We start from the raw sequence: 6957 nt of genomic DNA, 5'->3' as shown, positions 1-6957 counted from the left end.
TGGGCACGTGGACGGGCAAATGAGGGGACAACCGCGCCCAAAGCGTGTCCGAAATGCGAAATTCTTGAACTGTAGCCATACCCCTAAAATACAACTGATTTTTCCCTATTCGGATAGCCTCTTAGTGAGCTACCGGCGCAGCAGAAACTGCTCAACCAGCTGCAAGAGCGCCAGGCCCAGCAAACGGCCCAGGCCATCCAGAGCCTGCAAAGCCGGCTGGCCAGCGACACGGCCTTGCAACAGCAACTGTTACAGCAGGTTACGCGCACCAACGCCGTGCTGGAGCAGCTCACCCAGCGCAGCTGGCTCCAGAAAGCCCTGGGCCTGAACAAGCAATAGCCCCCGCGGCCCCGCGCATGAACCCCAACCGCCGCGACTTCTTTTGGCCCAGCTACGTGGACCTCATGACGGCCCTGTTCCTGGTCATGCTCGTGCTGTTTGTGCTCAGCTACAAGCGGTTTCAGGATAAGCAGGCCAGCCTGGAGCAGGCCAAGGCGCGGCTGGAAGTGCAGCTGAAGGAGAAGAAAAAAATCGACGAAATCCGCGCCGCGCTCAAGCGCTTGGAGGACCCGCGCTACTTTGCTTACAACCAGCGCTACAAACGCTACGAGCTCAATTTTCCGGTCGAGTTTAAGGCCCAGCGCTACGACCTGCCCGCCGAGGCGCGCCAGCCGCTCATTGAGGCCGGGCGCTTCTTGCTGCGCCAGATGCAAGCCCTCAACCGCGCCGACAACGTGCAGTACCTGGTGGTGGTAGAAGGCCGCGCCGCCAAAAACCCCACCCTGCCCGATTCCGACCCGCGCAACCTCGACGGCGCGGCCGTGCGCCAGCTCAGCTACAACCGCGCCATGGAGGTCATCCGCCTCTGGGAAAGCGCCGGCCTGCGCTTCCCCGCCAACCTGGAGCTGGTAGCCGCTGGCAGCGGCTTCAAAGGCGTGGGCCGCTATACCGGCTTCAGCGAAGAAGCTAAGAACAAGCGCTTTATCATTCAGATTCAGCCCAAAATTGGCTCACTAGGCAAGTAGCGCCCGCCCCGGTCCGCCGGCGCAAGCCGGCCGACCGGTTGCCGTTGAAGGCAGCAGGTTGTAAAAGGACAACCAGTCAGGGCTGATTGCTGAGCCAATCTATTCTCGCAACACTGGCAACGGGCTTTAGCAACGATAATCGGTCGGCTGGCTCGCACCGGCCGACCGGCAAACGCCACCCAACGGCGCCTACTCAAACGTATTAGCCAGCAGCTTTTCCTGCCGCATATACACAATCTTGTTATCGGCATTGAAGCGCACGCGCACTTTCGTGCGCAGTTGCTGCCTTTTTTTCAGCGACACCCGGTAGAGGCGCATGGTTTCGGTGAAGGTGGCGGTGCGGCTGCCATCGGCGGCGGGCGCGCTCACGCGCAGGGTGCCCGGCTCGATGCGCGCAATGGCCTGCTGGTTTTCGGGGTAGAAGCTGCGGGCCAGCTCGGCATCGATGGCGGCGGGCGTCAGGTTTTGCTGAATGTAGAGCCGCTCGACCTGCGGGGCAAAGTGCTGGCTAGCGTGCAGCGGCGGCGTAAACAGGTCGGCGTAGTAGGCGGCCATCACCGCGCGTATTTTGATGGTGGCCGCATCGTCGCCGGCTTCGGGCGCGGCGGCCGGCGACCGCTGGGTAGTGGCGGGCGCTTCGCTGGCCGGCTCGGCGGCGGCGGCGGCCGGTGGGTTGGCCGCTATACTCTCTTCTTCGGGCACAGCCTCGCTTTCGGTAGCGGCCACTTTGGGAGCGGCTACTTTCTTCTTGCGCTTCTTTTTAGTGCTTTTTTTGGTCTGCTTGGCAGGCTTGGGGGCAGCAGTTTCCTTTGGCGCGGCATCGGCCGCGGGTAGGCTGGGGCTACTCAGGGCTTCGTCGGGGTGGCTGTTTTGAATGAAGGAATATGCTACTCCCCCCGCCAGGGCCAGGCCCAGCAGTAGCAGCAGTATCCATCCGCCCGTCTTGCTAGAAGCTGGCTTAGCGGGCGGCGCACTGGGCCGGGGTGGCGGAGGTGGCGTGGGCTGGGCCGGGGGCGGGCTAGCCATCTCCGGCCCCGGGCTAGTGGGGTAGAAAACGGGCGCGGGCGGCTCCGAATAGAAAACAGGGGCAGGCCTTGGCGCGGAAGCAGGCGCGGGCGGGGCGGGCGGCTGGCGAATTTGCGCCAGCCGCTCCTCAATAAGCTGGCGGGCGGCCGCATCGGCCGCCGAGGACCGGGGCAGACTGGCGGGAGCAGGCGGCGCGGGCGCAGCGGCGGGTGGTGCAGGCGGTACCACGGGCGGCGGGCCAACCGGCGCGGCGGGCGGCTGGTTGAACATATCCAGCAGCGACGGTAATTCTTCGTCGGTGCCGCGGGGCGAAAACGTGCGCTCTTTCGGCGCAGCCGGCGGAATTACAGGGGCAGCCGGGGCGGCCGGCAGCTGCGCGCTCAACGTGGCAAATAGCTCGGGCGTGAGGTGGCCAGCCGCCAAAGAGGCTTCCAGCTGCTGGAGGGCGGTGGGCGGACCGGGCGAGGAGCTGGGCGTGCGTTCGTCTGACATACAGGGGGTGCCGGTGGGGGCCGGCTTACTTTTCCAACGCTGGTGCGTACGTAAGAAGCTGGCTGGCCCGCCAAATTACCGCTCCGGTTCCCAACGCGGCGGGCCACCCGTCCTTTTTCCTATGCACCTACTCCTCCGTTTTCACGTGGCCCAGCCGCCGGCCGCCGTGCTGGCCGGCTTCACCCGCGAGCTGTTTGTGGCCCTGGCCCCACCCTTTCCGAAGCTGAACCTCATTCGCTACGACGGCTCCAACACCGGCGACACGGTTATCATCGAGCTGCAAGCTGGCCCCAAGCGCTGGCGCTGGACCTCCCTCATCACCGACAACGGCGTGCTGCCCGACGGCACGCACTACTTCGTAGACGAAGGCCAAATCCTACCCGCCCCGCTGCGGCAGTGGCGGCACCGCCACCTCATTCAGCCCGCGCCCAGCGGCGGCGGCAGCGTCATCGTGGAGGACATCACCTTCAGCACCGGCCGCCGCTGGCTCGATTTCCTGATTTACCCCGCTATGTGGGCGCAGTTCAAGTTGCGCGGACCCGTGTATCGGCGTTGGTTTAAGTAAGATAAAAGGTCGTCATGCAGACCACGAGAAAGCATCTCGCGTGGGGCAGTAAACCCCGGGGTTAGCAACGAGGCGGGCGAGATGCTTCCCTACGGTCGGCATGACGACCTTTGTAGCTGCAATTCACACTCAGTAGCCATGCCCGCCACCATCGTCCTCAAAAACGGAAAAGACCACTCCCTGCGCCGCCGCCACCCTTGGGTATTTTCGGGGGCCATTGCCCGCGCACTGGGCGAGCCAGCCGAGGGCGCGGCCGTGCGCATCGAGACCCAGGCAGGCGAATTGCTGGGCGTGGGCCACTACTCAGGCAGCGGCTCCATTGCGGTGCGCATGCTCGATTTTGGGCCGGAAGCCGAGCTGCCGACCCCCGATTTTTGGGTGAAGCGCCTGGCCAATGCCTACGCGCTGCGTCAGCGCCTGGCCCTCACGGGCACGGCCGATACCAACGTGTTCCGGCTCGTGCACGCCGAGGGCGACGGCTTGCCGGGCCTCATCATCGACGTGTATGGCGATGTGGCCGTGGTGCAGGCGCACAGCGTGGGCATGTACCGCGCCCGCCCCGAAATAGCTGATGCCCTGCAAGTTGTGTTTGGCAACAAGCTGCGCGCCATCTACGACAAGAGCGCCGAAACCACGCCCGGCCACGCCGTGGGCGACAACAAGAACGGCTACCTCTTCGGCGAAAGCACCGGCCAGGAGCACCTGGTGCACGAAAACGGCCACCAGTTTGCCGTCGACTGGGAGACGGGCCAGAAAACCGGCTTCTTCATCGACCAGCGCGACAACCGCGCCCTGCTGGCCCGCTACTCGCCCGGCCGCCGCGTGCTCAACACGTTTTGCTACACCGGCGGCTTCTCGGTATACGCCCTCGAAGCCGGGGCCGAGCTGGTGCACTCCGTCGATAGCAGCAAGAAAGCCATTGCCTTAACTGAGCGCAACGCCGAGCTTTCGCACCACGCCGACCGTCACGCCGCCTACCCCGACGACGTGCTCACCTTCCTCAAAAGCCACTCGGCCGAGTACGACCTGCTCGTGCTCGACCCGCCCGCGTTTGCCAAGCACCTCAGCGCCCGCCACGCCGCCCTCATGGGCTACAAGCGCCTCAACGCGGCCGGCATTGCGCACCTCGCGCCGGGCGGGCTACTGTTCACCTTCTCGTGCTCGCAAGTAGTTAGCCCTGAGCTGTTTGAAGGCGCGGTGCTGGCCGCCGCCATCGAGGCCGGCCGGCCGGCGCGCATCCTGCACCGGCTCACGCAGCCGGCCGACCATCCAGTGAGCTTGTTCCACCCCGAGGGCGCGTATTTAAAGGGCCTCGTGCTGGCGGTAGAATAGGTAGCGTGGACTTTCAGTCCGCGAGTAGCTGGCTTGCACGAAGAGGCTCAGACACGGACTGAAAGTCCGCGCTACTATTCCACCGGCCTAATCGGCGTGGGGCGGCGCTGCTCGTCCACGGCTACGAACGTGAACGAGCCGGTTACGGCCAGCAGCCGACCCTCGGCGTACATCTGCTCTACGAACAGTTCGACGCGCACTTGCAGGCTGGTGCGGCCCACATGCACCACATTACCAATGAGTTCGACCAGTGTACCGCCGGGAATGGGGTGCGTAAAATCCACTTTATCGGAGGAAACCGTCACCATTTTGAGGCGCGAGAAGCGAGTAGCCGTGATGAAGGCCACCTCGTCCATGAGCATGAGCGTGGCCCCGCCAAAGAGCGTATCGTAGTGGTTGGTGGTGTTCGGAAAAACGGCTTTAAAGATGCGCGTTTCGGCGCGGGCAATCTGGTCGGCGAGGGCTGGCATGGGGCTGAAAAAGAAAAGGTGACGCGGCCACGGCGCTTGTTTTTCACCTTCCCTTATCTTGCTAAAGCACTCATTCAGACCCAGCTACGCCCGGCCCGGCCACCGCGCGCGCAGTAGCCGGCCCGCCGGCGTGCCAAACCTGATGCGGAGCCCCAAAGCGCGGAGGAAGCATCAAATGGCGGCCGGCAGGTCTCCTGACTTCGTACCATGCCATCCCCTCCTTCTCGGCCGAAGCCAATGGAAATTTGCGGGGTGGCACTGGGTGGGTACTTACAGTAGCGCGTCTGTGCGGGAGTTTCACCCGCTTCCCTTTTCATTCCGGCCGCCCGGCGGGCAGTCGAAAACCGGCCGCTGGTTGATTTATAAAAAATCGAAGCAGCAGTAAACCGCCGCGAAGGTAGCGCGTATTTTCGGCGGGCGGGGGCAAACTTATCCCCCCGGCCTGGCGGTTAGTAAGCTAGTGTTTACGAAAAAGAAACTTTCGCCCACCCGTCAGCCTGTGGCCATTATTGGCGCGGGCGTGGCGGGGCTGGCCGCCGCGGCGCGGCTGGTGGTGGCCGGGCACCCGGTCACGGTATTTGAGGCCAGCGGCTCGTTTGGGGGCAAAATGCACCAGTTTGAGTTGCCCGGTGGCTACCGCTTCGACGCGGGGCCGTCGCTGTTCACGCTGCCGCAGCTGGTGGACGATGTCTTCCGGCTGGCCCACCGCGACCCGGCCGACTACTTCCGTTATGAGCGCCTCGACCCCATCACCAACTACTTTTTTGCCGACGGCACGCGCCTCACCGCCTGGGCCGACGCCGCCCGGTTTGCCGCCGAGGTTGAGGAGAAGCTGGGCACGCCGGCCGCTGCCGTGGCGCAGTTTCTGGCCCGCAGCGGCCGGGCCTACGACGCCACGGCGGGCACCTTTTTGCACAAGTCGCTGCATAAAGCCGGCACCTACCTCAGCGCCGAAACCCTGAAGGCCGTGGCCGCCCTGCCTAGCCTGGGCCTCACGGGCACCATGCACGCGCGCCACGAAAAAGCGTTTGGCCAGGATGCGCGCCTGGTGCAACTCTTTGACCGCTACGCTACTTACAACGGCTCCGACCCCTACCAGGCGCCGGCCACGCTCTCGCTCATTCCGCACCTCGAGCACGGCATCGGCGCGTTTTACCCCGAGGGCGGCATCTACGCCATTGCCAGCAGCCTGCACCGGCTGGCGGAGGAGTTTGGGGTGAAATTCCGGTTCAACGAGCCGGTGCGCGAGATTCTGACGGCCGGCTCCCTCATCACGGGCCTGCGCACCGACCTCGATATCTACGACTTTACGCAGGTGGTCAGCAACATGGACGTGGTGCCCACCTACCGCCGCCTGCTGCCCAGCCAGCCAGCCCCCGAGCGCACCCTGAGCCAACCGCGCTCGTCGTCGGCGCTCATCTTTTACTGGGGCATCGCCCGCGAGTTTGCCGAGCTCGACCTGCACAATATCTTCTTCTCAACTGATTACAAGGCCGAGTTCGACGCCATTTTTCAGGCAAAAACCGTGGCCGACGACGTGACCATCTACGTCAACATCACCTCCAAAAAAACGCCCGCCGATGCCCCCGCCGGCCACGAAAACTGGTTTGTGATGGTGAACGTGCCCCACGACGAGGGCCAGGACTGGGCCACCCTCGCCGCCCACACGCGCCGCGTGGTGCTGGCCAAGCTCAGCAAAACATTAGGCACTGACCTAGAGCCCCTTATCAAGGCCGAAAAAGTATGGACGCCCCCCGGTATCGCGGCCGATACGTCGTCGTTTGGGGGTGCGCTTTATGGCAGCTCCAGCAATAATGCGCTGGCGGCATTTTTGCGGCACCCCAACTTTTCGGGCCGGCTGCCGGGACTGTACTTTTGCGGCGGCTCGGTGCATCCGGGCGGCGGCATTCCGTTGTGTTTACTTTCGGCCAAAATCGTGGCCGAGCTAATTGATTAATTGTGACTTGTGCGTCGTGAGGTGTGAATTGAGGGCTGCTTTCCCGCTGGCTTCATTCACACCTCGCAATTCATAACTCACAATTCATAA

6 protein-coding genes and 1 riboswitch are annotated in these 6957 nt (G+C 63.9%); of the genes, 4 read left to right on the top strand and 2 right to left on the bottom strand.

Annotation, left to right across the window (positions count from 1 at the left end):
- Positions 1–356: 356 nt before the first annotated feature.
- Positions 357–1025, top strand: coding sequence for a hypothetical protein (locus QMK33_RS19580; protein WP_283566316.1), 669 nt, complete (start codon positions 357–359; stop codon positions 1023–1025).
- 189 nt (positions 1026–1214) lie between these two features.
- Here QMK33_RS19580 and QMK33_RS19575 read toward each other — a convergent pair whose 3' ends face one another.
- The gene (locus tag QMK33_RS19575; RefSeq protein ID WP_283566315.1) at positions 1215–2543 is read right to left on the bottom strand and encodes a hypothetical protein; all 1329 of its coding nucleotides are present in this window, start codon (positions 2541–2543) and stop codon (positions 1215–1217) included.
- Positions 2544–2664: 121 nt separating this feature from the next.
- Here QMK33_RS19575 and QMK33_RS19570 point away from each other — a divergent pair, with 121 nt between their 5' ends.
- Together QMK33_RS19570 and QMK33_RS19565 are read left to right on the top strand one after the other, a co-directional pair.
- The gene (locus QMK33_RS19570) at positions 2665–3108 is read left to right on the top strand and encodes an SRPBCC family protein (RefSeq protein ID WP_283566314.1); all 444 of its coding nucleotides are present in this window, start codon (positions 2665–2667) and stop codon (positions 3106–3108) included.
- 138 nt (positions 3109–3246) lie between these two features.
- Positions 3247–4440, top strand: a complete 1194-nt coding sequence (locus tag QMK33_RS19565) for a class I SAM-dependent rRNA methyltransferase (RefSeq protein ID WP_283566313.1) — start codon at positions 3247–3249, stop codon at positions 4438–4440.
- Between the two features lie 74 nt (positions 4441–4514).
- Here the strand turns inward: QMK33_RS19565 and QMK33_RS19560 are convergent, their stop codons facing one another.
- The gene (locus QMK33_RS19560) at positions 4515–4910 is read right to left on the bottom strand and encodes an acyl-CoA thioesterase (RefSeq protein ID WP_283566312.1); all 396 of its coding nucleotides are present in this window, start codon (positions 4908–4910) and stop codon (positions 4515–4517) included.
- Between the two features lie 167 nt (positions 4911–5077).
- A riboswitch (cobalamin riboswitch) is annotated at positions 5078–5274 on the bottom strand.
- A gap of 135 nt (positions 5275–5409) precedes the next feature.
- Here QMK33_RS19560 and crtD point away from each other — a divergent pair.
- Positions 5410–6867: a 1-hydroxycarotenoid 3,4-desaturase CrtD gene (gene crtD / locus QMK33_RS19555; protein WP_283566311.1), complete on the top strand. Its 1458-nt coding sequence runs from the start codon at positions 5410–5412 to the stop codon at positions 6865–6867.
- The last annotated feature ends 90 nt before the right edge of the window (positions 6868–6957 follow it).

Origin of the sequence: Hymenobacter sp. H14-R3 (assembly GCF_030063445.1) — a bacterium.
GTDB lineage: Bacteria > Bacteroidota > Bacteroidia > Cytophagales > Hymenobacteraceae > Hymenobacter.
Note: the sequence above shows the minus strand (reverse complement) of the source record. Positions and strands in the feature narration are given on the sequence as shown.

Excerpts from the sequence above, each read along its gene's own strand:
- QMK33_RS19565 (WP_283566313.1), top strand. The coding sequence starts at position 3,247 with ATGCCCGCCACCATCGTCCTCAAAAACGGAAAAGACCACTCCCTGCGC.
- QMK33_RS19560 (WP_283566312.1), bottom strand. The coding sequence starts at position 4,910 with ATGCCAGCCCTCGCCGACCAGATTGCCCGCGCCGAAACGCGCATCTTT.
- QMK33_RS19575 (WP_283566315.1), bottom strand. The coding sequence starts at position 2,543 with ATGTCAGACGAACGCACGCCCAGCTCCTCGCCCGGTCCGCCCACCGCC.
- QMK33_RS19580 (WP_283566316.1), top strand. The coding sequence starts at position 357 with ATGAACCCCAACCGCCGCGACTTCTTTTGGCCCAGCTACGTGGACCTC.
- QMK33_RS19570 (WP_283566314.1), top strand. The coding sequence starts at position 2,665 with ATGCACCTACTCCTCCGTTTTCACGTGGCCCAGCCGCCGGCCGCCGTG.